This is a genomic window from Terrimonas alba, assembly GCF_042434975.1.
Classification (GTDB): domain Bacteria; phylum Bacteroidota; class Bacteroidia; order Chitinophagales; family Chitinophagaceae; genus Terrimonas_B; species Terrimonas_B alba.
On sequence record NZ_JBHMQM010000006.1, the window covers coordinates 62,021 to 87,399 of the forward strand.

Sequence of the window (25,379 nt, forward strand, 5' to 3'; positions counted from 1 at the left end):
GACTGTTAGTAACCAGGCTTCGGATACTTACACATTTACTCCTTCAGCGGGTCAATGTGCCTTATCAGCTACATTTACGGTGACAGTAACGCCGAACGTTACACCGACATTTGGTTTTGGAACAACACTGAGTATTTGTGAAAATGGAACAGTACCAGCATTGACTGCTGCGTCTTCCAACGGAATCAATGGTACATGGAGCCCGGCAACAGTGAGCAACCAGGCTTCAGCTACTTATACATTTAGTCCCGATGCCGGTCAATGTGCATTGCCAGCAACATTTACTGTAACTGTCAATCCTATTGTTACCCCCATATTTGATATGGGTACAGCGCAGACAATTTGTTCCGGCAGCACTGCACCTTCGCTGCCTGCAACATCTTCCAATGGAATCACGGGGACATGGAATCCGGCAACAGCAGATAACCAAACTTCGGGTACGTATACCTTTACTCCCGATGCTGGTCAGTGCGCTGTGACTACGACATTCACGTTAACCGTTACGCCAAGTACAACGCCGCTATTCAGCATTGGTTCTTCTTTGACCATTTGCACCGGTGGCCCTGTGCCCAGCCTGCCAACCACATCGGACAATGGCATCAATGGAACATGGAACCCTGCCGTCATCGACAACCAGGCTTCGGGAACCTATGTGTTCACACCCGACGCCACACCGGAGCAATGTATCAATAAAGTGACGTTTACGGTTACTGTAAAATCAATTCTCACGCCAACATTTAGTTTTGGCACGTCACAAGCAATTTGTAACGGAGCAACAGCACCTGTGTTGCCAGCTACGTCTACGAATGGCATTACCGGTACATGGAACCCTGCTGTTGTCAGCAACCAATCATCAGGTGTTTATAAATTCACTCCGGCAGCGGGACAATGCGCTACGGCCAATACCACCTTCACGGTAACGGTTAACCCCGTACCAACAGTCAGTGTAATGAATGATACCACGGTCAATGATGGAAATCTTTTACCTGTGAACAACCTGGTGGGAACGCCTGCTGATGTCACGTATAAATGGATCAATTCCAACTCATCGATTGGTCTTGCAGCTACAGGTACGGGGAATATTCCAGCTTTCACCGCTATTAACAGGAGCAATGATCCGGTAACGTCAACAATTACTGTTACACCGGTGATCAATGGTTGTGCGGGTACGGATCAAACCTATCACATCACTGTTAAACCGCTGGACAAAGATGTGTTTGTCCCCAACGTATTCACTCCTAATAGAGATGGAAAGAATGATTTGCTATATGTGTATGGAAACTATATCGACAAACTGGATATGCGCATTTTCAATCAATGGGGTGAACAGGTAATGGTGATCAACAACCGTACTACAGGATGGGATGGCACCTATCGCGGAAAGCCCCAACCAGTCGGCGTTTATGTCTATGTCCTACAAGCAACCCTGGCTGATGGCCGGACGGTGAAACTGAAGGGATCAATTACATTAATGCGTTAATCATTTAAGACAATCATAAATAAATATAGAGACAATTGGCAACAAAAATTTTAAATAACAAGTATGCAGATCAGCATTGTCAATTGCTGAATGCTTTCGAATAAAACAGAGCATAGATGAAACGAACCGCATTTTTTACTGCTTTTGTCGTCATGGCATCTATTCACCAATCGGTTGCCCAGACAGATCCTCATTTTACGCAGAACTATACATACCCGATGTATATAAATCCAGCGATGACAGGTGGAAGTGATGGTGATTACCGGGCTTCTGCCATCTATCGCAGTCAATGGGGAAGCATCAGCAATCCTTATCGCACCACTGGCTTGTCGATTGATACCCGAACCAATAAAAATATTTCGCTGGGCCTTAACCTGCTCAACCAGTCAGCTGGTGATGGTGGATTTAATTATTTCAATGCTTATGCCAGTGTTGCCTATACCGGCGTCAAATTCGGAGTCAACAATAACCACCGCATTGTATTGGCGATGCAGGCAGGTGTCATCAACCGGCGGGTAGATCAAAGCAAATTTAAATGGGGCGAACAATGGAACCCGATCACGGGCTACAATGCTGCTAATTCTGTTTCTGAAAGTTTTGCTGCCACCTCCTCTACCACGTTAGACGTTGGCGCCGGAGCTTTGTATTATGATGCCACTCCCGGAAAAAAAGCAAACGCATTTGGTGGTATCTCATTTTATCATTTGAATAAGCCAAAAGATCCAATCATTTCATCACAAGATGTTGCACTCAATACCATCCCCTTGCGATATACCATTCACGGAGGATTGAGCTTTAATCTTACTGAACGTACCCGCATCATACCGCATGCGCTCTATATGCAACAGGGCAATGCAAAAGAACAAATGCTGGGAGTGTACGCTCAATACAATGTAAACGAAGAAACCGACCTGATGATCGGCGGCTATTACCGGGTAAAGGATGCTGTCGCTCCTTTTGTTGGTATTGATTGGAGAAATTTCCTGGTTGGACTTAGTTACGATATCAATACATCGAAGCTGGGTGCAATGACAAAAAATGCAAACAGCTTTGAGCTTAGCCTGTCTTATATCAAACGACAAGGCACTAAAAGCATTTTTGATTTTATCCGTTGTCCGAGATTATAGATGCACAACCTTTTTTTATCAAGCAGATCATGCATATGAATTTTTTATCGATACAAAAAAACAAACCGATACAATTGTCAACGGCTATATCGGGAAGTCTGTTACGTCAAGCCGGGCTGGCAGTCGTCCTGCTGCTACAATTGGTGAACGGATACGGGCAAACCAATAAGAACCTCCTGTTAGCCGACAAATATTTTGCTGCCGGCGATTTTTATACTGCAGCCAGTTTATATGAGCAATATTTAAATCGTGCAGTGAACCAAAAGTCCTACGGCGACTTTCCGTTGAATTCAAGAAAAGGAAAATCGGGTGCTGGCGGAGCAACAACGGATCGGTCTTCGATTCTTTTTAAGCAAGCAGAAAGTTACCGGCTCGCCAATTATTGGCAGCAGGCTGCGATGGCGTATAAAAAGTATTTTGAAGAAGACAGCTCGATGCACGGAAATGGTCTTTATTGGCTTGCTTTTTGCCAGCGAAGCCTGGGCAACTATACCGCTGCAGAAGAAAGTATAAACCGGTTCCTGCGCAATCATTCATCCGGCGATCCGCTGTACAACGATGCAATAACTGAACAACAACGATTGCAATTTGTAAAAACACAATTATCCAAACCCGATTCTTTGCTTTACAGCTTGCAAAAAATGAATACAGCCTTTGGTAAAGAAAAAGGCGCTTTTGCCATTATTGCAAGCAATGAGGATAAATTATTGTTGACAAGTACGAAACAAGACTCCGTGACTAAAACAGGTGTTGATCCCTTTCACAGCCGGTTGTTTAGCTCCACTCTTTCAATCGGAGGCATACAAAACCTGCAACCGGTCAGTATTGAAGGCCTTGATATGTCTTTGAGCCAGGGTACGGCAAGCATAAGTGCCGATGGCAATTATTTATATTTTACCCAATGGAAAAAAGAAAATGGCAAAACTGTTTCGGCCATTTATTATTCCAGGAGAAAAGAAAATGGTTGGGGACAACCTGTACAGCTTTCATCTATTAACTTATCAGGCTATAATAGTAAGCAGCCGTTTTGCACGGCCGATGGAAAGTATTTATTCTTTGCGTCAGACAGGCCAGGCGGTGCAGGTAATTTTGATATCTGGTGGGCAGTTTTACAGGCTGATGGCAATACAAACGAGCCAGCGAATGCCGGCAACACGTTAAATACGGCAGCAAATGAATTGGCCCCGTTCTATCATGAGCAGAGCAAAACATTGGTGTTTGCTTCTGACAGGAATGTTGGTATGGGCGGCTATGATCTGTATAGTGCAAAAGGTGCAACAACGCAATGGAGGAGTATTGAAAATATGGGCTATCCTGTCAACTCTTCCCGTGACGATTTGTACTTTTTCAATTCGCAAAAAATACCCTTGTTACAGTATGCTTTCTTTAGCTCTGACCGTGGTTCTGAATGCTGTCTTGAAGCGTATACGGTAAGCAAGACGGATAAAAAGCAATTTTTAAGTGGCGTTATCCGTGATTGCAGAAACAATGAGCCATTAGCTGATGCAACTGTTACCGTTGCAGACAACTCTGGTAAGCCTCTGCAATTAAAAACAGGTGTTGACGGAAGCTATCAATTCGAAATAAAAAATGAAAAGAGTAACTATCAACTGGCGATCAATAAAGATTTGTTCAAAGAGAAAACCAGTGGCATTTCCGCGGTGAAGAAAGATGACTCGAATTGGCAAAATGAAATTTATTATAATGCCGATATCTGCCTGGAGAAGAAATTAGTAATTAGACTTGAAACAGTAGTAACTATTTATTTTGATTTTGATCAAAGTAAATTAAAGAATCGGGGTATCACGCAATTGGATTCGATCTATAACGTTTTAATGCAAGACACTTCGGCGACCATCCAGATATCTGGTTATACCGATGGCCGCGGTTCGGTGGAGTATAACAAAAAGCTTTCTGACCGGAGAGCAAAAGCCTGCGCTGATTATCTTATCCAAAAAGGCCTCAGTGCTACGAGGATTAGCTTTGAATCATTTGGCGCCTGCTGTCCCGTTGAAATGGAATTGATCAACGGCAGGGACAATCCCGATGGACGTAGTATGAACCGAAGAGCATTAATAAATATTAGCAAAAACTAGTTTTATATTTTTGGTGGTTGATTTTAGGTTAAAGAGAGGCATCCTGGTTGGCATGCCTCTTCTGTTTATTTGATGTCCTTCCAATTAAACAGCCTTTATGGAGATCAGACTACCCTGTTCTCTCCCGGTGCTGATTTCCCGAAATCATCGAGGTTTTTCAGTGTGACCAGGGCAATTTGTGTTAAGGCCTCATCGGTTAAAAATCCCTGGTGGGCAGTAATCAATACATTGGGAAAACTCATTAATCGCATGATGGTATCATCTTCAATAATATTCTCGCTCAGGTCATGAAAAAACAATTTTTCTTCCTGTTCATACACGTCGATGCCTAAATAACCAAGCTGACCTGTTTTAAGCGCTTCGATAGCCGCAGGCGTATCGATCAATCCTCCCCTGCTGGTATTGATCAGCATAGCTCCCCGTTGCATGACTTGTAACGTTTGCTGGTTGATCAAATGTTTTGTTTGCTCAGTTAAGGGGCAATGCAGTGACACCACTTGGCTTTGCTGCAACAACTTTAATAAGGGTAAATATTCTACGCCATCTTTTTCCAGCTCTTTGTTGGCGATCAGATCAAAGGCTACAACTTTACATCCTAAGCCCATCATGATATGCGCAAAGCACTGGCCGATCTTGCCAGTCCCAATTATGCCGACTGTTTTTCCATATAAATCAAAACCAGTTAACCGGTTCAATGCAAAATTGCCTTCCCGCACCCGGTTATAGGCCTTATGTGTTTTTCGGTTTAGCGTCATGATGAGTGCTAAAGCATGTTCAGCCACAGCATGCGGCGAATAGGCGGGCACTCTTACTACTGCAATTGCATTTTCTTTTGCTACCGCTAAATCCACATTATTAAATCCGGCGCAACGCAGTGCAATAATTTTGATACCGGTTTTTGCCAATGCTTCTATAACCTGCTCATCCAGCCGGTCGTTTACAAATACGCAAACTGCGTCACAACCGTTGGCAAGGTTGACTGTTTGTTCGTTTAGTTGTGCATCAAAAAAAAGAATAGAATGCGATTTATTATAGCGGACAAAATATTCCCTGTCGTAAGGTTGTGTAGAAAAAAAAGCGATTTTCATTTGTTGACTTTGATAGGGTTGTTGTTGTTTCAGATGATGAATGTACTGAAGATTATTTTTTTATTATTTGGTAACTTAATAGTCCAAAAAATTACTGTATGAAAAGAAGAATAAAAACCGGAAGCTGTTTATTGGCTTTTGCCTTTGTTGTAATTAGTAATTGCCAGGCGCAACTCTTAACCGATATCAAAACACAATTGATAAAAGATTGGGAGCGGGCAAAAACTTATACCAATGAATATCTTGATGTCATGCCCGCTGACAAGTACTCATTGAAGGCCCATGACAGCACCAGGAGCTTTGCACAGCAAATGCTTCATATTGCACAAGCCAACGTTTTTTTGATGTCCAATGCCACGGATCAGCAGCCTCCTGTCTGGCTGATGTCAAACCCGGAAAAAAGTTCCTCTGCTCAGCAACGGGACTCGGTAAAATATTATGTGCAGAATAGCTATGACTTCTGCATTAATGCGATAAAGAACCTGGATGTCAGCAAGTGGACCGAGAAAAAAAGATCTTCATTTTTGAAGAAACCCGGTTCGCATTAATCAATAAAACTTTTGAACACCAGGGTCACCACCGGGGGCAAACTACTATTTATGTCAGGCTGGCCGGCATAAAACCACCAGAAGAAAAATTATTTTAAATTTAATAAAAGAAAGCCTCTGCCGATGGCAGAGGCCTTTCATAACAGTGGTATTCCTGTACGTTCACACCAAAATCACTTTAATTTTTTAAATTATTAAAATGGGGTATAGTCAAATTTCTGCCCCCCGATGGATGCCTCATACATTAATCCTCCTTTTTCCTGCGTAAATACCATTACCCCATCTTTGTACTTCACGTTAGCTGATGCGCCTTTTGTTACGGCCACGGCAGAAACCTGGGCAGCAAACTCAAATTTGTTTTCTTTAAACCGATCCAGTGCAGCTTTGTTTTCAAAAAAGATTACTTCACGATAGGCCTGGCCGCCAAACTGGAAGCCCACACTTACCTGTTTCATCTTTGCACTGCCAATGGCAGCGCCGTTCTCATACACAATGCCGTTACCGGCTGCTCCTCCCACACCGACGGCGCCTTTCCCCACATTGGGGAATATTACGTACCCATAGGACTTTTCGAACAAATTTTGCATCAGTGCGTCAGACTTTATGAATTGCTCTTTAGCTTCCTTGCTGTCCGCTAAAAGTTTATCCTTTTTGTCCTCCTGTGCCTGTAAACCGGCGGGAACCGCCAATGCCGTGAGTGCCAGCAGAATCGTAGCTGCAGTTAACATTTTAAACTTTTTCATATAATAGTTTTTTGTTTTCATTAATGATCGAATTATTGCAACAACAGGATGATAAACACAAAGACTTTGCCAGTAAGAGGATGTCGAGATTCAAATGCCTCGCTGTATCAATAACATATTTTTTAATCAGTTTAAAGCCGGAGCAACAGATCGATTTCTGTACTGCAATAAGATTAGATATTGAAAGCCGGGAACATCATCAGGAAGTATTTAAGATGTTGAATAGTCCCGGCGGGCAAATGTAGTTTCATGTTTTTTAAAATGAGTCAAGGATAGCCCAGATCCATCTGTGTTGCATCATTTACTTTTTTTCAAAACTATTTATCATTCTGTGCATTAAAAAAATTGGCCGCCGCTTGTGTATTAGATTTTTTTTCGATGAGAAATTGATTTAAATTTTAACAACTAAAACTCCTGGTTATGAAAAAAATACTTTTTATCAGCCTGTTGTTTACTATTCTTTCAGTTGGTATAAATGCTCAAAAACTTACCCTGCTTCCGCAAGCAGGCTTTGAGAATACAAAAACCACACTCAACTTTAATGATCTTTCTACCATTTCGCCCATGAATATGAACTTCACTCCGCACGCAGGCATTCGGTTAGATTACCAGTCCAAAAAAGGTTTTGGTCCTTATATCGGTATTGCCACAACAAGACCGGGAATAAATTTCAGATTTACGGATCCCGAAAATGCTATGAATTCTTTTTCGGCTGTTACAGGTAACATGCAGGTGCGCCTTGAAAGTGGATTACAGTATTCAATAAAACCGATCGCGTTAGGAAAGTCAAAAAATATAAAAAAAATAGCTCAGCCGGCCGGTGAAGGCACAACAATAAGCAGGTGTGGCAAAACTTACTTTTCCAGCCGGTGTGGTAATAAAGCAACTGAAAGCAAGAAGCAACCTACAAATCAGCGCAGTTGGGTTAGTATTCAGCCAGCTCTTGGTTTCGCCTATGTTCCTGCTGCGAAAACAGGAGTCATCTCAAAAACCCAGGGGGGACAAACCATTTACGAATACCGGGCGGGCTATCACAATGCAGCATTCACAGCCGGTGCAGGTTTTGAATTTGGAAAAAATAGCCAACGAATAATGACTGCGACTATTTCTTATTTCAATGGTATCGGCAACCTGAATGAGGAATCCATCACAACTTCAACGGGAATTAAACCAACCACAACCATCATTAAATCGGATGTATCAGGTTGGAACCTGAAAGTAGGTATTCCTTTTACGCTTGCGCAAAAAAAACATAAACCGGTAGTAGAAATAAAACAAAAAAGTACGCAGGAATACAAAGGAAAATGCGGCCAGTACCGGACATTTTATAAATCATATCAGCAATGATAGATATGTTCCCAGCAGAAAAAGAGGCGCCTAAACCGCCTCTTTTTAATAACTGACAATTCAAAAGCCTTGTGGCTTCTTTTGTTTAATTTGTTCCATAAAGTTTAGCACTTGTAGTTCTGCACCTTTTTGCAGCATAACCTTCTTATCAAATAAGTCATTTCTTAAAGCCCGGTAAAGTTTTACGCAACTTTCAAAGGCGTTTAACAATGACATCTTTTCATACTCAGCCAATGTTTCTTTTAAAGCTACCAGGTCCGCCGCGGTGAGCTGTGTTTCTACTTTGCGAACGCCACGGGGAAGATTCCCGTTTTTTATATGCAGCAATGGCCCGAAGACCAGCGTGCGAAGAAAGCCAAGCGAATCATATGCTTCAAAATATTCGCCACGACCAATTTTCAACAAGGCATAGTGTACCCATATCCAAAACCTGTCTTCTATCCATTGATATTCGGGATAGGGAAACTTTGCTTGTGAGTTATCCAGTGCAGCTTGCAATTGGTTATCCGTATCGGCTAAAATGACCGGTGTTTCAATGCGCTTGCCGAATTCTTCAACCGTTAAAAACTTAATGTCCACATGTAGTAAGGGGTTTTTATACAGGCAAATCAAAAGTCGGGGTTCACCTACATGCTCGCCTGTAAATCCGGTAAGCAGTTCTCCAAATTTTTGTGCATAAGAAAGCATCCTGGTTTTATCGCCTGCTACTTTTTCTTTCGTCGCTAAAATAAGATCCAGGTCGGAGTATTCATCCAATTCAGCAGTCAGCCAGGATCCGGCAACGGCCAGCCCGATGACCGACGAATCTGTTTTCACCGTTGCTGCAGCTTTAAGGGCAAATTCCTGTTGTATCATCCTGCTAAAATACCAAGAACTGCGATTAAGGACCAGTCAGATGCTTGTTAAGAGGATACTAATCCCTGCAAATAAAATTTTATTCACTACCGGATGCCCAAACCAGCTTTAAGCGGCGCCAGCTCTTGTCAACATTTTTTCGATCTCTGCATGTCCTTTCTTTTTGGCCCAGGCAATTGGTGTGGACCAGGCGGCGCCGGATTTATTGGGATCAGCACCCTGGGCGAGCAGGAGTTCTACTATTTCGGGATGTCCCCACTTAGTGGCCAGACCCAATGGTGTGGATTGATATTCTTCATCAATTGGGTCGATATCGGCCCCATATTGCAGCAACAACGATGCCTTTACAAGATTTCCCTTCTGTGCCATATCATGCAACAGGGTAACATGATGCCAGCTCATGGTGTTTGGGTTCATTCCTTTTTCCATCATATAGACGGCACCTTCATCATGCTCAAAATAATAGTACTGCGCCCATTTCAAAATATCCGGAATCTTTGCACCATAGCTGATCAACAGATCAATCATGGGGCGGTTGTTTTCTTTAGCCGCAAATGTTAATATTCCTTCACTCCAGAAGAAGGTATTATCCAACGCAAACTCCGGGTGTTCCTTTAATATTTCTTCGGTGCGCTGCAAGTTTCCCTGGTCTATTACCCGCTCAAATTCCTTTTCCAATTCCGTCCGCTCATAAAGAATTTCTCCATTGTCACCTTTATATTTTTGAAGCGTGGGTTGATTGGCGTAGTCCTGCAATAACCAGGCAATATCATCGTGTTCCCGGTCCTGCGCAATTGTTTCCAGGTTTTCCTGGAAGGGGTAAATTTTATAAGTGGGATCGTGAGCACCCTCCTTCAATAAAAAATGAACTATTTCTATATAACCTTCCCGCACGGCAAAATGAATGGGTGGTGTATAATTGTATTGCGCATAAATCAGTTCAGGACATTCTTTTTCTAGTTTTTTTATGGTAGCGAGGTCCCCTTTATAGCTTGCGAGTAATATTTCCCAAACTTTGGCAGTGGATGAAATAACATTATTGGCAAGCACCATGGGCAACGTTAACTTCAGTTCGTTGGGTTGTATCATAACTTTTGTTTTGATTCAACAATAAAGAATGAAGAAAGCCTTATTTTAAATCTGATTTTCCATTCTAAGTCTGCCTAAGCTCAATTATTGTTTATACACCACTCCCGCTTTCATCACAAACACCACTTTGCCAAATGCATTTGCGTCTTTTAATGGATCGCCATCTACGGCTACGATGTCAGCCGTCTTGTTCGCTTCAACACTGCCCAACCTTTCTTTTTCCCCTAATAATTCGGCTGCATTAATAGTAGCTGATTTGATGGCGTCCATGGGTTTCATTCCTGCTTCTATCATATAACCAAATTCGAGCCAGTTCATGCCGTGCCTGAACACTCCGGCATCTGTGCCGAATGCAATTTTCACTCCTTCCTTATGCGCTTTGGCAAATGTCTTTTGTATCTGCGGACCGGTTGACAAGGCTTTTGGTGTAACGATCTCGGTATAATAGCCGGGAATTTTTGCGCTATCTGCGGTCGACTTTCCCGCGGTAATCGTTGGTACATACCAGGTACCATATTGCTTCATTAGTTTTATGCCGTCATCATCCATGAAGGTTCCATGTTCGATGGAGTTTACGCCGCCGCGAATAGCCCTCTTGATACCTTCTGCTCCGTGTGCATGAGCGGCAACCTTAAAGCCATAATCTTTTGCTGCCGATATGATGGCTTTTATTTCTTCTTCGGTAAACTGTGCATTAGCTCCATCCTTAGCCTGGCTGAGAACGCCACCCGTTGCCGTAATTTTGATGAGATCCGCACCATCTTTGTACCGCTGCCGCACCGCCTGGTAAGCATCTTCGGCACCATTGATCACACCTTCTTTGGGTCCGGGGTCACCCATCAGGTCTTTACGATAACCATTGGTGGGATCTGCATGACCGCCTGTTGTGGCAATTGATTTAGCTGCCGTAAAAATCCTTGGTCCTGTTATCCATCCCTTGTTAATCGCATTGCGCAACGAGACATTTACACCACTGCCACCCAGGTCCCTTACGGTTGTAAAACCGGCCATCAGGGTAACATTCGCATATTTGATCGACTCGAAAGCTACATCCGGCGGGTTTAGCATAAAGCGGTCGGCTACATTTCCTTTTTTTGTTTCCGACTCCAGGTGTACATGCATATCGATCCAGCCGGGCGTGACAGTTTTTGTTTTCAAATCAATGCTCTTATCATTGGTACCCGGTTGCGTAAAACCATTTTCAATGGAACTGATCTTATCTTTCTCTACAATAATGGTCATATTTTTCTTTGGTTCATCGGCTATGCCATTAATTAGGGTGCCGCACCAGATATAGGTTTTTTGAGCAGTAATAGTTGAGAAGATAAAAAGACTGCTTAACAGGAAAATGGTTTTACTCATCAGCAATTTGTTTTAGATTTAAAAATAACCACTTTCAACCGATAAATGCTTTGCTCCGCTTGCCACAATTTCTTTAACTTGATCACTCACTATTTAATTATATTAGGCATATGAATATCAATATTGCTTTGCTGCGTGAAAAAGTAAATACCTATAAACAGGTATTAGTGAACACCCGCAACTACCGCCAGGAGTGGAAAGACAAGACCAGGCAGTTTATTAAAAACATGTTGCAGGATATTATTCAACAAACAGAGCTGAAAGCTTCTGTCACGGAAAAAAACAACATCGAAAACCTGGAAGCGGTAATCCTCGACCTTGGCCGGAGCAGCAGTGGTATCGCTGAAAATTTGGAAAACGCCGATATAAAACGGATCATGGTAAAAAATAATGGATCACTGATCTACCAGCAATTATTCAATGGTAAAATCATGGTGATGCTCGTGAGTCCGCACATTGAGGGATATGGTGAGCCTAAGTCTCCAAAGAGCCTGCAAATAATCAGGCCGGATGAAGTAGCGGAGCAGGCAATTTTTCGTCATGTAAAAGATCTGCTGGATGATATTACCGAATGGGAAGACTATGATGATGAGGATCCCAAAACAAAAGTTCCTTTTCAACCCATTGGCTTCCGTCATACGGTTGGCAATGGTGATAATAATGGCGGTGATGTGGCTGATGTAACGAAACAGTGAGGCTATATCTACCTGGGGCTGATATTATGCAGTTTCAAGATTTCAAAAAATCTTTCTTCTTTGCCTCCTTTTTTCATCTCTGCATAAATAATATTAATGATTTTCTCCGCGTCTGTTCTATAAGGGGATTTTTGCTGAATATATAAATTATAGGCCTTGCACATATTATCAAGACCTTTTTCATGATCATTTAAGTAAGCAGTGTATATCTGCCCCTTTCCAAAATAAATTTCCGGATTGTCTTTATCCAGTTCCGCCAGCCTTTCATAAGCTTCGATGGCCTTGTCATACTCTTTTTTAAACCGGTAAACTATCGCAATATTCTGCAAGGGCATGAGCCCCGTCGGATCGATTGACAAAGATTTGTTGTAAGCATCCAATGCTTTATCATATTCACCCAGCTTTCTATACGCTATCCCAATATTGTCCCACGCAAACGCAAATTCAGGGTCAATTTTCACAGCCCTTTCATAATATTTTATAGCTTTTTTGTAATTCTCTTTTTTTGATTCATCAATCCCTTTATAATATAACTCAAGTGCTTCTTCAGAGAAAGATTTTTTATTTTCCTTATCGCTTGAAGAAATTTTTTCTTTAACTGCCTTACAGTTTTCCATTAAATATCTTTCTATTTCATAGTAAGCAGCTTTATACTCCGGCGAGTCTTCATTTCTATTTACTGTAATCTCAATTTGTTTTTTCCCATCTTTTTCTTTTGCTGTTTTAGTCAGGCTATCGACGTTCGCCAGTTGGGAAGTAAGCTGATAAATGTTGGTTTGCAAATCGATGCATCTGTTTATTTCCTTTGCAATTTCCTCCTTAGCCTTATTACTTATTTTGATTGAATCGATGCATTTGCAACTGATTTCTGACAGTTCTGCAAGGAGTTTTTCTTTTTGACAGATTCCTTTTACACAGAACAAAAACAATGCTATAGCGCTTATTACTAATTTCATTTTACTCATAAGGTCTACGAAGGAGGGTATATAATTTTGGTCAGGACGAAAATGAAAAAAGATAATTGAAAAGTGAAATCTTTTTTGCTTTTTTCAGACTTTTAGATTAATTGTTAAAAGAATCTCTATAAAAAACTACGGCGATCAGTTCAACCCATACACATCCTTTGCCAGCCGGAATGTATTGCAATGTGCTTCGACTATCGTACGGATGTCGGGTGAGTAGCCGCCGCCCATAGCTGCGGCGCAGGGAATATGATGTTTTTGGAGTTTACTAAAAACGATCTCATCTCGTTGTTTGCAACCAGCGATGCTGATGTCAAGTTTGCCAAATTTATCCGTCGCCAAAATATCCACACCGGAGAGATAAAAAGCAAAATCGGGCTTTACTTTTTCAATAAGCATATTCAAAGTATCCCTGAGCAAGGGAAGATAGATATCATCATTTGTCCCGTCTTTTAAGCCGATATCGAGATCGCTGGTTTCTTTGCGAAAAGGATAATTGTGCGCCCCGTGCATGCTGAATGTAAAAACCTTTTTATGGTGTTCAAACAATTTTGCTGTACCGTTGCCCTGGTGCACATCCAGGTCGATGATTAATATTTTATTTACTTTTTGACAGTGTAATAAATAGTTGGCTGCCACCCCGAAATCATTCAGCAGGCAAAAACCTTCGCCCCTGTCGGCAAATGCATGATGGGTACCACCAGCCACATTCAACGCTACACCATTTACAAAAGCATGATTACAACAATCAATGGTGCCCTGTGTGATGATCAATTCACGTCGTGTCAGTTCAGCCGATTGGGGAAATCCAATATGCCGTTGCTCTTTGGTGGATAATGTCTGTTGCTTTAATTTATCCAGGTAGTCACGGGTGTGAGTCAATAAAACAATATCATCCGCACAAACAGTGGGAGAAAAAAGATTACCCTTATTGATACTGCCCTCGTATAGCAATTGCCCGGGTATCAACTCATATTTTAACATCGGAAAGCGATGACCTTCCGGCAACGGATGGGCATAAATGGGATCATAAGCAATATGTAAAGCTTTTGGGCTTATTTTGATCAATGTTTTTGAAATAACGGCAAATTTACTAAGGCCGCACAAACCTTAAAAAACAAAAAGCAAGGATCTGCCTCACCGGTTGTAGATTAATTGATATAGCCGCTGATAGGGTTTTGAAATGAATGATGCCCCGATAAAAATGTCAGGTATTTTCTTGTACAAATCGCAACGTATTGCCATCCGCATCAGTTACATAAAACTCCCTGTTGCCCCAACTTTGGTCGAGCGGTCCCTGGTGGACAGGTGAACTTTCTTTATCCGATGTATCGAGTCCCCTGCTTAAATATTTTTCAAACAAGTTGTCTATATCCTGTACCAGCACATTAGCGGCAATTCCAATCTTTTGATCACCTTCCAAACTTGTCAGCATCAATTCCGCATCGCCATTTTTCAAAGCAACCACCCAGTCATCTGGGGATGCGCCGGCTTCTTTTAATTCAAAATCAAGTATAGTAGTGTAAAAATTTATTGCCTGCCACATATTGCGGCAGCGAAAAATCGGAACCATTTTCATGTTGCAATGATTACTTTATTGACAGAAAAATATCATTTTCCTCTTGGCCTGTACACATCAATTTCAAGCACCCTGATGGTAGTCTTTCCAATGTTCTTTGCAGAGTCTGTTAATGGTCCGCCTACCCATCCCTCTCCTGCTTTTAATTCGGCTTCCTTCCTGCCTTCACCCGTAGGATAAAATGCTAATTTACCACCCTGAAGTACATAAATGACATGATCGGGGTGGGCATGTAGTGCTGCAGATTGTCCGGGCTTTAATGCAGCTTCAAAGAATTTTATATTCAGCGTATCATGAAGTTTTTTGGAAAACGACGCACCAACTGTTAACGGATCCAAAGCGGGATCATAGCCCGGCATGGAGGAAGCGCCACTGCCCCGCGGCCTGTATATATCCGCTACCAACATCTTTACTGTAGTATTACCTATGTTTTTGCCGGCATCCACTACTGGTCCACTGATGAACCCGGCGCCTGTTGGCAAATTCATTTCCTGCCGTCCCTTTCCCTGGAACGTAACGGCCAGTTTACCACCTTGCAACAAATAAACTGCATGGTCAGGGTGGCTATGCAGCGCTGCCGAATCTCCGGACTTCATCGTTGCCACATACAATTTTATCCCCAGGCTGTCGTGCAATTTTTGAATCGCATTTCCACCGGTGTTATAAATATCCAGGTTTGGATCATAATCGGACGCAGGAACCGTGTCATTCGTTGCTGTAATCGCCGTTGTATCCTGCGCCGTTGATTCTGATTTTGTATCCGGCCCATTACAGCTCATCAGTAATAAAACTGAAATCATTACAAAAAAGCAAATGCTGTTTTTAACCTGTTGCATGATTTTTTTTTTAATGATGAAGAAATAGATTGCTGCACTATTGGATGCTGTCATGGGAGTTCGTGCATCTTTTTCAAGGGGTAGCAGAACAGGATTGCCCCCGCTATGTGTTGTAAGCCATAGTTAAGTTAACTTTTTTTGTGCAATCCAAAGCAGGATAGCGGGAACGATCAGGCTCCTTACGCTTTTCAAATTTCCTTCTGGATGAAATATATCAGCGTTGAGTCTTTTCTGTGACCGACGCTTCATCACTGTTTACTTAAACATGACTTTAACCTGACTGAGTGTGACACCAAGTGTTTTCAGACAAATAGCATCCAGCTCCTTTTCATCACCGGTAAAATGAAAAACGCTATGCCTGTGCATGAGTGACTGACCCGGTGATAGAAAGGCTGCCGGTGAAACCGATTCGAGTTCATAAAAAGGTCCGAGTTGCCTGCCGTCTTCCAGCGGGCCATCATTGTAAGCATTGACAGCATCACCGCTGAATGGCGGTTTTTTGGTATCCCATTCCATGTTTAAATACCGGCCTGTTGGGTTCACATCAAACAAGGTGATAGTAAGAATCTTTTTATCGGCATCATAGCTACCCGCAATATTTTTCGCTGAGCCAGGAGGAACACCCAATTTACTCCGCAACTTTCCATCTGCTTTAAAGAAGATGGTATTATCCGCATACTTTATCCTGCTTACAGGTATTTCACCAAAATAGTTTGTATTGGCGGGTTTTGAAATGCTGTCTTGCTTATTATACGGAATGATGACTGTTGTGTTGGGCGAAGGCGGAAACATATCGAGTATCCAGATGCAGGGCATACCGGTTGAATCGGTCCACGGCCGTTCTCCCGTATTGGCCAGGCTGTTTTCGGTAACATAGCCCACCGTCCTTATACCGGCGCCATATTGAATGCCGAGCAGTTGTTTGATGCCGGAATTGTCAAGCACTCCTATTTTCCGGTTAACCGAGAGAGATAATTCGGTACCGGAATAATTCACCAGCTTCATATCTTTTTTGATAGTCGCCGCCGTATCCGATGCCGATAGAAGTTCCCAGGGTTCGGTATCAAAAGCAGCCGGTATTTTCCAGTTGCCAAAGTCCATCACAAACCCTCTTGGAAAAAAAAGCGAGAAGGGTCCGCCTTCCGGTCCGAGCCAGATGCGGTTCTCGCCGCCATAAGCATTCATGTGCGGGTCGGGAGGCGCATCAAAGGCCTGGTAATTGATCCAGCCAAAACTGGAGCCGTCGCCTGTGGTGGAGGTAAAGACTTTTGCCTGGTATTTGGGAGAAACGACTACTTTGGACTCGCCACGGGTAAGAACAACAACGCTGTCATATTTCTCCAAAAAATCCAGGTCCTTTTGAAAAGGAGTTTCTGATACATGACAGGAAAATAGGCTACTAATGCTGACCAATAAAAAAGCTAATCTTTGGCTGTTCATACAATCTGCTGAGGGTTGGTGGAACCGTCCTTGGTAATGTCGATTTTTCAGACATCAAATATAACAATATACAGCCGGGAGTATTGCTTCCGCCTGTCAGCATTGCCTTTAATACCAGGCAATGTTTAACCGGTATCATTCGGGTGGCTAGCTTTAATCATTTGGCCGGCTGTGGTGCTACTATAATGCTTCGGTTGCGTCGCACTCTTCATCGTTCGGTAATGCTATTCAACAATTATCGAATACTCCTCATTGTCCCATGGGGGACATCTATTGGGGTAGCCCAATAATCATGAATTTCAAAAACGTTTCATCGGAACGTTCGGTGCAATCCGCAATCCGAAACATAGCACCATTCGTTCCTATGGAACGCAACGAAAAAACGATTCGTTGTTCTACCACCATTAGCCCCTATGGGGCGTTCACTGGCCCTTTTAACCAAGGTCATTCTGTTGATGTGTTGCTTGTTTTCCCTCCTATATACTTAGGGGAAAGCTAGTTAAATGATTGTCTGAATTCTAATGGTGAAAGGTTAGTTTTTCGTTTGAATAATTTATTAAATGATTGCGGATGTTCAAAGCCCAACATATAAGCTATTTCTGCAACCGACAAATTGCTGGTGGAAAGAATCTCCTTAGCTTTTTCAATGAGTTTATTGTGGATATGCTGTTGTGCATTTTGTCCTGTTAAAGTGCGTAGCATATCGCTTAAATAATGTGGCGAAACATTCAATTGTTCTGCAAGATATTGCACTGTAGGCAGGCCTTTTGTTAAAGCAGTTTCGTTGTTAAAGTAATCGTTCAACAGGTTTTCTAATGCTGCCAGCAAATCATTACTCACTGCTTTGCGGGTAATAAACTGGCGCTTATAAAAACGATTGCTATAGTTTAAAAGCAACTCAATTTGCGATACAATCACATCCTGGCTAAAATCATCTATGGTTGATTGTAGTTCATCCTCAATATTCTTTAAAATACCGAGGATGATCCCTTTTTCTTTTTCAGACAGATATAATGCTTCATTGGCAGCATAGGAAAAGAAACCAAAGTTTTTAATATTTCTTCCTAATGGGTAATTTATGATGAAATCAGGATGAAAGAGTAACGTATAACCATAGTATTCCGTGTCATCGGTAATTGCCAGCACCTGATTGGGAGATGTGAAAACCAAACCACCTTCGTCAAAATCATAATAGTGTTGACCATATCTTAATTTTCCTGCAGGACCTTTTTTATATGAGACCTTATAAAAATTGAGCAGGAAGGAGCCGGGCAGTTGGTCTTTATCCACTGCTATCTGCGAATTATCAACCAGGCTTACCAGCGGGTGAAGCGGCTTTGGTAAGCCCATCACCCGGTGTAAGTCGGATATAGAGTTGAATTGATGTGGTACCTTTTCTTCTCTTTTCATTGTATAAAGTTAGTGATCTAGCTTGCAAGGATCGTTTGTTCCATATGCTTTCTGAATTCCTCGTCGCCCACCTGCAAACGTTGTGCATACATCGCTTTCGCATCTTCACCTGCTACATATCTTAATTTGTTGTTTCCATCGGTAGCGGCTTCATAAACCACGGCAGCAATTTGTTCTGCAGGTGTGAAATGGTTTTCGTTAATACCCGCAAACATTTTTTCTACCCATTGCTGGTAGGCAGGATGTGAAGACATGTCGGCAGAACGGCTCAAGAAATCGGTTTTAATGCCGCCGGGTGAAACAGTTTTAATACCAACGCCGATTTTTTTCAGCTCAAAAGCCATGCTTTCACTCCAGCCTTCGAGTGCCCATTTTGTTGCATGATACACCGAAGCGAATGGAAAAGTGATCAACCCGCCTATTGAAGTAGTGGTTATAAAAAGCCCCTGTTGTTTTTCTCTGAAGTAAGGAATAAATGCCTGTGTAACACGAATAACGCCTAATACGTTTGTATTCAGCTGACGCACCAGTTGCTCATCGGTGATGGGTTCCAGGGGCCCCATCAAACCATAGCCTGCATTATTGAACACCACATCAACAGGGCCAAGGGCAATGGCTTGTTGAGTTGTTTCCTTGATCTGAGCAGGGTTGGTAACATCTAACGGCAACAAGGTAATGTTGTTGATCAAAGTGAGCTCTTTTTCATTTTCGGGTTTACGCATGGTAGCGATCACCTTCCAGCCTTTGGCTGCAAATAATTTTGCTGTTGCTTTTCCCAGGCCTGTTGAGGCGCCGGTGATAAAAATTGTCTTCATTGTCTTTTTTGATTTGAAGAACAAAATTCTATCACCTGTTTTTTAGGCATGTATCCAAACAGGAGATTATTGTAGTCAAAATGGAAATTATCAGTTTGTTGCTAAGGGAAGCAAACAAATATGTGGCAAGTTGGCTGGTGAAGCGTCTACTGGAGGAAGGAATTACCTTTCACGCCATGGTAAGGAATCTGGAAGATATTTAGTTTTCCGACATTGCTGTTATTTTTCAATGACAATTCAGAAACCCGTGGAAGGGAGAGCCGATTCTAATCGGGTTGTTGGAACTTAGTTCAACAGTTTTTTTAATTCCAAATCATCGTTAGCTAATTGCCGCAAATAGAGGTTTGCTTCTTTACGCAGCGTCAGTATATCAGCTCCTGCTTTCAGCAGCAATTTTAAACAGGCCACCTGGTGAAAGCTATTAACCTTGTCGTCTATGAGCAACGGTTGAATTGCCCAGGCAATCGGAGTACAGTTATAGGAAGTGTCACGCAGGTCAATCATTGCTTTTTCCCCAATCAGCCTTTCAACTAACTTATCTCTTCCACAATAAGCGGCCCAATGCAATGCCGTAGCGCCATCACGCCTGCCCTTATAATGAATATCCGCTCCCTTATCAATATAGAAAATGCCTAGTTGCTCTGCATGAAGGCTGGCGGCGGCCAGCAACGGTGTGTCCTCATTTTCTTTAATCGTAGCGCCATTGATATCAGCTCCACCGTCTAAAAAGATTGTGGCAATTTGAATGGCTTCCTGGTCAGTAATTTTTTTCGCAAACACCGCATCACAAATCCGGTGCAGGGGATGTGCTTTTATGACAGACTCATTATCGTAGGGTATGGTGATGCCTTCATTGGCAAGATTTGGATCGCTGGTCAGCAACTGGCTTATTCCTTCATAATCTTTATTCTCGATAAGTTTTTTTATATCTGGTTTCATCGCACTGATTTTTTTTGAAGTATTTAAAAGTTGCTCACTAATAGAATCCCAACTGTACAAGAAATCGACGCAATTGAAGCTTAATGATGTTACTAAACTAAAACTTAGTTCGTAATTATTTTCTCATCTTAAGCATCAATTTTAATAATCACATTCCCAATTTTCTGATGAGTTCCTACATAGGTAAATGCTTCAGCTATTTTTTCAAGCGGGTATGTTCTGTCTATCACGGGGCGGAAACGGCCTTCTTCAACCAGCTTTTTGATAAAGGCAAGATTGCCCTTTATGTCCTTGGGAACAATGAATAAAACTTTTTTTCCTCCGGTTATCTTAGTAATGAGTGCCCATGCCATGTACTCAAATCCGCCGGATGAAGTATAAATTCCATTCTTCTTCAATAGTCGTTTGCATTTGAGAAAACCGGTTTTGTCAACCGCATCAAAGACATAATCATATTTCTCTTCATCTTTTGTAAAATCCTGCGTTTTGTAATCTATTACTTTATCGGCTCCTAATGATCTTACAAGATCGGCGTTCTCACCGCCACATACCGCGGTAACATACACACCATAATATTTCAAAAACTGAACATCGGCCGAACCAATAGCACCCGTTGCACCATACACCAATGCTTTTTGTCCGGACGCTGGTTTCAGGTGATTAATACCGGCAGCAGAATAATAAGTGCCCTCCAAACAAGCTGCTGCCTGTTCATAAGTTATATTGCCGGGCATTGATACTATTCCTTTGCTTTCAGGAAATGTTATGTACTCTGTATGCGAACCAATACAGAATACACCTCCAAAGCCCATTACTTTATCACCCACTTTAAAAGTTTTTACAGCCGGGCCAATTGCTTCAACCTGTCCGGCAAAATCCGAACCTGTAATCGTTAACCCCGGTTTGAATAATCCTGTAAAGAACCGCATGAAAAATGGCGTACCGGTCAGTACATGATAGTCGGTCCTGTTGGCACTGGCCGCATATACCCTTATCAATACTTCATCATCCTTTGGAGTTGGCTTATCGATTTCTTTTATACTCAGTACTTCTTTTGGTGGGCCATATTTGACACGGACGGCGGCTTTCATTTTATATTATTTAATGATTGTACTTCATCTCAAACATACTACTATATAGACTGTGTAGTGTCCTTAGTGGTTCGTCGTGATCTTTGTGTTCCAGTTTTTTTGTAGCACTAAGAACACAACGTGTGACACCAAGAACACAACGTGTGACACCAAGAACACAAAAGATGATCAGGTTCATTTTAACAATAACGCATGATCTTTATATAGTGATCACTATTTTTCCTTTATGCTCTGCTCTTTCAAAATGCTTGAATGCTTCAGGAACCTGATCTAAACGTAAGGCCCATCTATCACTGGTTTTGTTTTACCGGTTTCAAAAAGTTCATTCATATAAGCCAGATCTTTGTTTGTCTTGAGCGCAACAATGTGTATATGTTTTTTCCGGAACATCCTGATCCACGGCGCCAGTAATAAACCCTGTAGTAGCCGGGACATAGAACCCCCAACTGTCACATAAACTCCATTGCGGCATAATGCACGGGCATAAGCAAACATTGAACGATTTGTTTTTACATCAAGAATCAGATCATAACACTGGCCATTTTTTGTGAAATCTTCATTTGTATAATCAATGACATGATCAAAACCCATCGCACGCATCATTTCGAGTTTACCCGTGCTGTCAACACCCGTTACTTCAGCTCCGTATAATTTGGCGATCTGCACTCCAAAAGTGCCGACACCTCCGCCAGCTCCATTGATCAACAATTTTTGTCCCTGTTTAATTTTTCCTTTGTCAATAAGGCCCTGTACCGCCAGCATGGCCGCCTGTGGTATGGCCGCTGCCTGTTCAAAGCTCATGGCTGCAGGTTTCAGCGCTAATGCTTTTTCAGGAGCACAGACATACTCAGCAAAACCTCCCCACTGGCCGCTTAGATCACCATACACGCCATCGCCGGGTTTGAATTGTTTTACATTTTTACCAACTGCTTCAATTCGCCCTGCTATATCGGAGCCAAGAATTTGCCTTTTTGGTTTCCGAAGACCGTTCAACATACGATTTACAAAGTCACCATGTAACAGGCCCCAATCCCAATCATTAATTGATACGGCATGAACTTTTATCAACACTTCATCATCCTTAGGAAAAGGCTTTTCTATTTCTTTGAGCTGCAGAACTTCGGGGCCTCCGTATTGTGTGTAAATAATTGCCTTCAATTTATTAAGATTTATTTTTCAAAATCAAACACAGCGTTCGTGTATTGCGAAGGCTGCAATTCAGTGAATATCCCGCCCGGTACAAATGCCCGATTGAAGATATGCTATTATTAAAATAAAGGGTTATTGTCAGGGCATTTCGAGTAATGCAAAATGAGCTGCATCGCCACCCCTGTTTTTCAGCGAAAATGAGTGTCTTCCCTTAATCTCAAAAAAACTTCCGGGTTCCAGTGTTTGATCCCGTGTTTCCCCATTGTGCTTCGTTTGCACCAGGACAGTATCCAATGTTACCAAAATCAAAGAACGTTTCTTATCCCTGAGAATAAAATCATTCTCGGCAGATAATGTCAGCCGGTATGCCCTTACCCAGGCGGTGTCTATCGCTAATTGCAGTCCCGGAAGGGTCAACGGTCGTTGGACAAAGCCTGAATCTTTCGATAGCAGTTCCAGGTCCATAACATGAAAAGTGTCTTTATCCATATTCCAGACGCGATGCACACGCAAATGAGGCGCCGCCAGGTTTTCAAAGATGATGCTGCCAGCAACAGATGTACTGGTTGAAGCGGTAGCACCCTGTAATTGCGAACCGGTAGTAGTACTGGTAAAAAAGATAAATACCGATGGCGTGTGATGGATATGATATTGCGTGGTGTCGCCCGGAGGCAGCAGCACATTCAGGATACGAACCTGGCGGTTTTGAAAAACCGGGCGGTGTCGCGGTTCTTCATGAACAAGTACTTGTGCCTGTAGATTGCTAAACTCAAATAGCAAAACAAGAAAGCATAGTACGCGGCGTAAGCCTGATTTTAGCTGATTCATTTGTCGCGAGTCTTTCCACTTAAAGAGAAAGCTAATTTATCTATTCCTTTCATCATACTCCAAATTGTGTCAAATGATGATTAAGATGTTTGGAAAACATGGTATTCCATTCTTTCGCAGACATCTTTCCAAAAGAAAGATTTTCCAAACCATCAAAATGTTTTTCACCCAATTGTTGTGTCCTGGTGATGTTTTGAATTAATTTTTCTTTTTCCATTTCAAAGTTTCGTTCGTCTGCAATAATGAAGTCAGGCGCCGTCCTGCCATTTTGTTTGTATGGATTTGGGCCTACTATATACTTTTTTACAACATTTTTTAAAATGAAGCGCATAAAGAAATTGGGCCTTTTGAATTTTTCCGGTTCGTAGGTATATGCAAACGTAACGTTGCAATGCGCCAACATTTGAGCAACTGTCATTTTACCCCAAAGTGGCCTTGAATTTGGGCTCAATTTATTAATACGATTAGTTATTCCGGCTGTATCTTCTTCCAGGAAAATATTTTTCATTCTTAGTGGATTTACTTTTTGAATGTGGTTATTAAAAATAACACTAAGATTGATATATAATACGAACAAGTTTTACGTGCCAGTGATTATTGCTACTCATCAATTTGCCTTTCGTATTGTCGGATAGAAAATGCATTTTTTGTAACAACCACTTTTTCAATCCATATATCGTCAATCTAATAACAACTGAGTCACAGGCGCAGGCTTGTGACTCAGTGATGATAGCTTTGTATTTTTTTAACCTCCGGAGTTAATTTAAAGCTTATTGCTTAAGATTTAATAAAAGCCAGCAGGTCCGCATTTATTTTGGCGGCTTCTGTGGTGGGCATGCCATGCGGAAAACCCGGATAGGAAATGAGTTTTCCATTCTTCAGCAATTTTACCGCCTTTACTGCAGTGAGTTCAAAGGGAACTATCTGGTCATCTTCGCCGTGCATTACAAGCACAGGAATATCCACGCTTTTAAGATCTTCCGTAAAATCCGTTTCAGAAAAAACCTTAATGCAATCGTAATGTGCTTTTATTGCACCCATCATTCCCTGGCGCCACCAATTATCTCTGACAGCTTGCGATACTTTTGCTCCTTCCCGGTTATAGCCAAAAAATGGTATGGTAAAATCCCGGAAATATTGGGGACGTTGTGTAGCGGTGCCAACACGTATTTCATCAAACACCGACATAGGAATACCGTCGGGATTATTTTCTGTTTTTACCATTAATGGCGTGACCGCACTTATCAATACAGCTTTGGCTACACGGACTTTGCCATGTTTTGCAACGTAACGAATAACCTCACCACCGCCGGTTGAGTGGCCAATGTGTACCGCATTTTTTAAATCCAGTGCCTGGGTAAGCTCGGCCACATCTGCTGCATAGGTATCCATATCATGTCCAATTGCCGTTTGGGAAGATCTTCCATGTCCCCGGCGATCGTGCGCAATAACTCTAAATCCCTGGTTTAGGAAAAACATCATTTGTGCATCCCAATCATCGCCGGATAAAGGCCAGCCGTGATGAAAAACCAGTGGTTGTCCCGTTCCCCAATCCTTGTAGTAGATTTCGGTACCGTCTTTTACTGTAATCTTGCTCATGTTTTTTTGTTTTAGTTTTTGTTAATAGATTTTTGCAGGTATACTTTTATCTGATTCGAAAAAAATTGAATCGGCATAGTTGATTTCATTTTTTTTATCAGGCAACAATGTTGACGGCTTGCTATATTGGTAGTGTATGTCTCACCGCCCCGCAACAGTGGCCGGCCTGCAGGTGGTAGGTTGATGATGAAGTTAACAACAAAAACAGGAAAGAGTTCTGTTAAACCAGGTGATCGCCTACACAAATTCGCCTTTTTGTATTGCCGGATAAGCATGGCAAATCTCCTGATGAATGATCAAT

The 25,379-nt window shown here is 42.1% G+C and carries 25 protein-coding genes; 7 read left to right on the forward strand and 18 right to left on the reverse strand.

The features are described 5' to 3' along the window. From ACFEL9_RS17385 to ACFEL9_RS17395, 3 genes are all read left to right on the forward strand, one after another. A partial coding sequence (locus ACFEL9_RS17385) for a T9SS type B sorting domain-containing protein (RefSeq protein ID WP_385892766.1) occupies positions 1-1,480 on the forward strand: 1,480 nt, incomplete at its 5' end. 116 nt (positions 1,481-1,596) lie between these two features. Further along, positions 1,597-2,607 (forward strand): PorP/SprF family type IX secretion system membrane protein, encoded by a 1,011-nt coding sequence (locus ACFEL9_RS17390; protein ID WP_385892768.1) that lies wholly within the window; start codon positions 1,597-1,599, stop codon positions 2,605-2,607. Between the two features lie 74 nt (positions 2,608-2,681). Next, entirely contained in the window at positions 2,682-4,703 is a 2,022-nt protein-coding gene (locus ACFEL9_RS17395) for an OmpA family protein (RefSeq protein WP_385892770.1), read from the forward strand. A gap of 104 nt (positions 4,704-4,807) precedes the next feature. Here the strand turns inward: ACFEL9_RS17395 and ACFEL9_RS17400 are convergent, their stop codons facing one another. Then, positions 4,808-5,791, reverse strand: a complete 984-nt coding sequence (locus tag ACFEL9_RS17400) for a 2-hydroxyacid dehydrogenase (RefSeq protein ID WP_385892773.1) — start codon at positions 5,789-5,791, stop codon at positions 4,808-4,810. Between the two features lie 98 nt (positions 5,792-5,889). Between ACFEL9_RS17400 and ACFEL9_RS17405 the strand changes: the two genes are divergently transcribed. Continuing rightward, on the forward strand, positions 5,890-6,339 hold the full coding sequence (locus ACFEL9_RS17405) for a DinB family protein (protein WP_385892776.1): 450 nt from the start codon (positions 5,890-5,892) through the stop codon (positions 6,337-6,339). Beyond that, positions 6,288-6,437, forward strand: a complete 150-nt coding sequence (locus ACFEL9_RS17410) for a DinB family protein (RefSeq protein ID WP_385892777.1) — start codon at positions 6,288-6,290, stop codon at positions 6,435-6,437. The genes ACFEL9_RS17405 and ACFEL9_RS17410 overlap by 52 nt, the downstream gene beginning before the upstream one ends. A gap of 96 nt (positions 6,438-6,533) precedes the next feature. Here the strand turns inward: ACFEL9_RS17410 and ACFEL9_RS17415 are convergent, their stop codons facing one another. Beyond that, complete coding sequence (locus ACFEL9_RS17415; RefSeq protein WP_385892780.1) at positions 6,534-7,082, reverse strand: lipid-binding SYLF domain-containing protein; 549 nt, start codon at positions 7,080-7,082, stop codon at positions 6,534-6,536. A gap of 420 nt (positions 7,083-7,502) precedes the next feature. Between ACFEL9_RS17415 and ACFEL9_RS17420 the strand changes: the two genes are divergently transcribed. Continuing rightward, positions 7,503-8,429 carry a hypothetical protein gene (locus ACFEL9_RS17420; RefSeq protein WP_385892782.1) on the forward strand — a complete coding sequence of 309 codons (927 nt, stop codon included), beginning with the start codon at positions 7,503-7,505 and terminating at the stop codon, positions 8,427-8,429. A gap of 60 nt (positions 8,430-8,489) precedes the next feature. Here the strand turns inward: ACFEL9_RS17420 and ACFEL9_RS17425 are convergent, their stop codons facing one another. The 3 genes from ACFEL9_RS17425 to ACFEL9_RS17435 all read right to left on the reverse strand — a co-directional run bounded on the left by ACFEL9_RS17425 (position 8,490) and on the right by ACFEL9_RS17435 (position 11,735). Further along, positions 8,490-9,284, reverse strand: coding sequence for a nucleotidyltransferase domain-containing protein (locus ACFEL9_RS17425; RefSeq protein ID WP_385892785.1), 795 nt, complete (start codon positions 9,282-9,284; stop codon positions 8,490-8,492). Between the two features lie 108 nt (positions 9,285-9,392). Then, entirely contained in the window at positions 9,393-10,373 is a 981-nt protein-coding gene (locus ACFEL9_RS17430) for an ankyrin repeat domain-containing protein (RefSeq protein ID WP_385892788.1), read from the reverse strand. Positions 10,374-10,457: 84 nt separating this feature from the next. Next, positions 10,458-11,735, reverse strand: a complete 1,278-nt coding sequence (locus ACFEL9_RS17435) for a metal-dependent hydrolase family protein (protein ID WP_385892791.1) — start codon at positions 11,733-11,735, stop codon at positions 10,458-10,460. A gap of 110 nt (positions 11,736-11,845) precedes the next feature. On the opposite strand from ACFEL9_RS17435, the gene ACFEL9_RS17440 reads away from it, so the two are divergent. Then, positions 11,846-12,430 carry a hypothetical protein gene (locus ACFEL9_RS17440; protein WP_385892794.1) on the forward strand — a complete coding sequence of 195 codons (585 nt, stop codon included), beginning with the start codon at positions 11,846-11,848 and terminating at the stop codon, positions 12,428-12,430. 8 nt (positions 12,431-12,438) lie between these two features. On the opposite strand, the gene ACFEL9_RS17445 is transcribed toward ACFEL9_RS17440, so the two are convergent. From ACFEL9_RS17445 to ACFEL9_RS17505, 13 genes are all read right to left on the reverse strand, one after another. Continuing rightward, positions 12,439-13,386 (reverse strand): tetratricopeptide repeat protein, encoded by a 948-nt coding sequence (locus ACFEL9_RS17445; RefSeq protein ID WP_385892797.1) that lies wholly within the window; start codon positions 13,384-13,386, stop codon positions 12,439-12,441. A 144-nt stretch (positions 13,387-13,530) separates the two neighbouring features. Next, positions 13,531-14,460, reverse strand: coding sequence for a histone deacetylase family protein (locus tag ACFEL9_RS17450; RefSeq protein ID WP_385892799.1), 930 nt, complete (start codon positions 14,458-14,460; stop codon positions 13,531-13,533). A gap of 139 nt (positions 14,461-14,599) precedes the next feature. Further along, positions 14,600-14,971 carry a DUF8817 family protein gene (locus ACFEL9_RS17455; RefSeq protein WP_385892802.1) on the reverse strand — a complete coding sequence of 124 codons (372 nt, stop codon included), beginning with the start codon at positions 14,969-14,971 and terminating at the stop codon, positions 14,600-14,602. A 32-nt stretch (positions 14,972-15,003) separates the two neighbouring features. Next, positions 15,004-15,807, reverse strand: coding sequence for a hypothetical protein (locus tag ACFEL9_RS17460; protein ID WP_385892813.1), 804 nt, complete (start codon positions 15,805-15,807; stop codon positions 15,004-15,006). A 255-nt stretch (positions 15,808-16,062) separates the two neighbouring features. Continuing rightward, positions 16,063-17,247 carry a DUF6786 family protein gene (locus ACFEL9_RS17465; RefSeq protein ID WP_385892816.1) on the reverse strand — a complete coding sequence of 395 codons (1,185 nt, stop codon included), beginning with the start codon at positions 17,245-17,247 and terminating at the stop codon, positions 16,063-16,065. 495 nt (positions 17,248-17,742) lie between these two features. Continuing rightward, complete coding sequence (locus tag ACFEL9_RS17470; protein WP_385892819.1) at positions 17,743-18,657, reverse strand: helix-turn-helix domain-containing protein; 915 nt, start codon at positions 18,655-18,657, stop codon at positions 17,743-17,745. A 17-nt stretch (positions 18,658-18,674) separates the two neighbouring features. Further along, the gene (locus ACFEL9_RS17475) at positions 18,675-19,472 is read right to left on the reverse strand and encodes an SDR family oxidoreductase (protein WP_385892822.1); all 798 of its coding nucleotides are present in this window, start codon (positions 19,470-19,472) and stop codon (positions 18,675-18,677) included. 285 nt (positions 19,473-19,757) lie between these two features. Beyond that, entirely contained in the window at positions 19,758-20,411 is a 654-nt protein-coding gene (locus ACFEL9_RS17480; RefSeq protein ID WP_385892825.1) for an ankyrin repeat domain-containing protein, read from the reverse strand. Between the two features lie 128 nt (positions 20,412-20,539). Beyond that, the gene (locus tag ACFEL9_RS17485) at positions 20,540-21,502 is read right to left on the reverse strand and encodes an NAD(P)-dependent alcohol dehydrogenase (protein ID WP_385892828.1); all 963 of its coding nucleotides are present in this window, start codon (positions 21,500-21,502) and stop codon (positions 20,540-20,542) included. 270 nt (positions 21,503-21,772) lie between these two features. Further along, positions 21,773-22,660: an NAD(P)-dependent alcohol dehydrogenase gene (locus ACFEL9_RS17490; RefSeq protein ID WP_385892831.1), complete on the reverse strand. Its 888-nt coding sequence runs from the start codon at positions 22,658-22,660 to the stop codon at positions 21,773-21,775. 129 nt (positions 22,661-22,789) lie between these two features. Continuing rightward, complete coding sequence (locus tag ACFEL9_RS17495; protein ID WP_385892833.1) at positions 22,790-23,479, reverse strand: hypothetical protein; 690 nt, start codon at positions 23,477-23,479, stop codon at positions 22,790-22,792. 52 nt (positions 23,480-23,531) lie between these two features. Next, the gene (locus ACFEL9_RS17500) at positions 23,532-23,987 is read right to left on the reverse strand and encodes a DUF1569 domain-containing protein (RefSeq protein WP_385892836.1); all 456 of its coding nucleotides are present in this window, start codon (positions 23,985-23,987) and stop codon (positions 23,532-23,534) included. Between the two features lie 269 nt (positions 23,988-24,256). Beyond that, on the reverse strand, positions 24,257-25,078 hold the full coding sequence (locus ACFEL9_RS17505; protein WP_385892838.1) for an alpha/beta fold hydrolase: 822 nt from the start codon (positions 25,076-25,078) through the stop codon (positions 24,257-24,259). Positions 25,079-25,379 lie beyond the last annotated feature (301 nt).

What these genes read in the sequence shown, in the direction of transcription:
- ACFEL9_RS17495 (WP_385892833.1), bottom strand. Translation starts at nt 23,479, where the DNA reads ATGAATCAGCTAAAATCAGGCTTACGCCGCGTACTATGCTTTCTTGTT.
- ACFEL9_RS17500 (WP_385892836.1), bottom strand. Translation starts at nt 23,987, where the DNA reads ATGAAAAATATTTTCCTGGAAGAAGATACAGCCGGAATAACTAATCGT.
- ACFEL9_RS17465 (WP_385892816.1), bottom strand. Translation starts at nt 17,247, where the DNA reads ATGAACAGCCAAAGATTAGCTTTTTTATTGGTCAGCATTAGTAGCCTA.
- ACFEL9_RS17415 (WP_385892780.1), bottom strand. Translation starts at nt 7,082, where the DNA reads ATGAAAAAGTTTAAAATGTTAACTGCAGCTACGATTCTGCTGGCACTC.
- ACFEL9_RS17420 (WP_385892782.1), top strand. Translation starts at nt 7,503, where the DNA reads ATGAAAAAAATACTTTTTATCAGCCTGTTGTTTACTATTCTTTCAGTT.
- ACFEL9_RS17430 (WP_385892788.1), bottom strand. Translation starts at nt 10,373, where the DNA reads ATGATACAACCCAACGAACTGAAGTTAACGTTGCCCATGGTGCTTGCC.
- ACFEL9_RS17475 (WP_385892822.1), bottom strand. Translation starts at nt 19,472, where the DNA reads ATGAAGACAATTTTTATCACCGGCGCCTCAACAGGCCTGGGAAAAGCA.
- ACFEL9_RS17445 (WP_385892797.1), bottom strand. Translation starts at nt 13,386, where the DNA reads ATGAAATTAGTAATAAGCGCTATAGCATTGTTTTTGTTCTGTGTAAAA.
- ACFEL9_RS17460 (WP_385892813.1), bottom strand. Translation starts at nt 15,807, where the DNA reads ATGCAACAGGTTAAAAACAGCATTTGCTTTTTTGTAATGATTTCAGTT.
- ACFEL9_RS17505 (WP_385892838.1), bottom strand. Translation starts at nt 25,078, where the DNA reads ATGAGCAAGATTACAGTAAAAGACGGTACCGAAATCTACTACAAGGAT.
- ACFEL9_RS17480 (WP_385892825.1), bottom strand. Translation starts at nt 20,411, where the DNA reads ATGAAACCAGATATAAAAAAACTTATCGAGAATAAAGATTATGAAGGA.
- ACFEL9_RS17455 (WP_385892802.1), bottom strand. Translation starts at nt 14,971, where the DNA reads ATGAAAATGGTTCCGATTTTTCGCTGCCGCAATATGTGGCAGGCAATA.
- ACFEL9_RS17485 (WP_385892828.1), bottom strand. Translation starts at nt 21,502, where the DNA reads ATGAAAGCCGCCGTCCGTGTCAAATATGGCCCACCAAAAGAAGTACTG.
- ACFEL9_RS17470 (WP_385892819.1), bottom strand. Translation starts at nt 18,657, where the DNA reads ATGAAAAGAGAAGAAAAGGTACCACATCAATTCAACTCTATATCCGAC.
- ACFEL9_RS17400 (WP_385892773.1), bottom strand. Translation starts at nt 5,791, where the DNA reads ATGAAAATCGCTTTTTTTTCTACACAACCTTACGACAGGGAATATTTT.
- ACFEL9_RS17405 (WP_385892776.1), top strand. Translation starts at nt 5,890, where the DNA reads ATGAAAAGAAGAATAAAAACCGGAAGCTGTTTATTGGCTTTTGCCTTT.
- ACFEL9_RS17425 (WP_385892785.1), bottom strand. Translation starts at nt 9,284, where the DNA reads ATGATACAACAGGAATTTGCCCTTAAAGCTGCAGCAACGGTGAAAACA.
- ACFEL9_RS17390 (WP_385892768.1), top strand. Translation starts at nt 1,597, where the DNA reads ATGAAACGAACCGCATTTTTTACTGCTTTTGTCGTCATGGCATCTATT.
- ACFEL9_RS17435 (WP_385892791.1), bottom strand. Translation starts at nt 11,735, where the DNA reads ATGAGTAAAACCATTTTCCTGTTAAGCAGTCTTTTTATCTTCTCAACT.
- ACFEL9_RS17440 (WP_385892794.1), top strand. Translation starts at nt 11,846, where the DNA reads ATGAATATCAATATTGCTTTGCTGCGTGAAAAAGTAAATACCTATAAA.